The sequence below is a fragment of the Mesorhizobium sp. M0500 genome (assembly GCF_040321165.1).
Classification (GTDB): domain Bacteria; phylum Pseudomonadota; class Alphaproteobacteria; order Rhizobiales; family Rhizobiaceae; genus Mesorhizobium.
Map to the genome: position 1 here is coordinate 1 of NZ_JAMYRB010000096.1, position 590 is coordinate 590.

General features: G+C 59.8%; 1 protein-coding gene and 1 pseudogene. Both read right to left on the reverse strand.

Going from position 1 to position 590, the window contains the following annotated elements; genetic code table 11:
* A partial coding sequence (locus NKI70_RS33910) for a GFA family protein (RefSeq protein WP_352726474.1) occupies positions 1 to 384 on the reverse strand: 384 nt, incomplete at its 3' end.
* 71 nt (positions 385 to 455) lie between these two features.
* Positions 456 to 590: pseudogene (locus tag NKI70_RS33915) on the reverse strand (S-(hydroxymethyl)glutathione dehydrogenase); the annotation flags it as partial.

The following is a 590-nucleotide window of genomic DNA, read 5'->3' on the forward strand; positions in this document are numbered from 1 at the left end:
CCAGCCGTCTTCCTGGAAGCGTTCGGGATGGATGAAGGACAGCCCCTTGAAAGCGTGGTCGCGCTCGACCGGGCCGTGCATGTGGACGCCGCAGCCGGTGCAGGCATGGCGCAGGATCAGCGCGCCCGGATCGACGATCTTCAGCTTGTCGCCGTTTTCGGTCACCGTCACGTCGTTTGTACCGGCAACCGCCACGACCGAGAACAGTGCGCCTTCCGGCTTCCAGCATTTGGTGCAGCCGCAGGCATGGTTATGGGCGATCTGGCCCTTGACCTTCACCTTGACCGGGTTGCTGGTGCAGGCGCAGACCAGCGTGCCGCCGGCAAAGTCGGCCTTTTCCCGGGGCAGTCCATTGTCGATTTTAGGATGCAGTTTTTCCGGCATTTTTGTTTCCTCCCGTGTTGAACATCTGCATTTTTCGGCCGCTGGCTGGTTAGCCGGCGGCTTTCTCCTCCTCAGTAAACCACCACGCTCCTGATCGACTTGCCTTCATGCATCAGGTCAAAGCCCTTGTTGATGTCCTCGAGCGTCAGCGTGTGGGTGATCATCGGATCGATCTCGATCTTGCCGGCCATGTACCAGTCGACGAT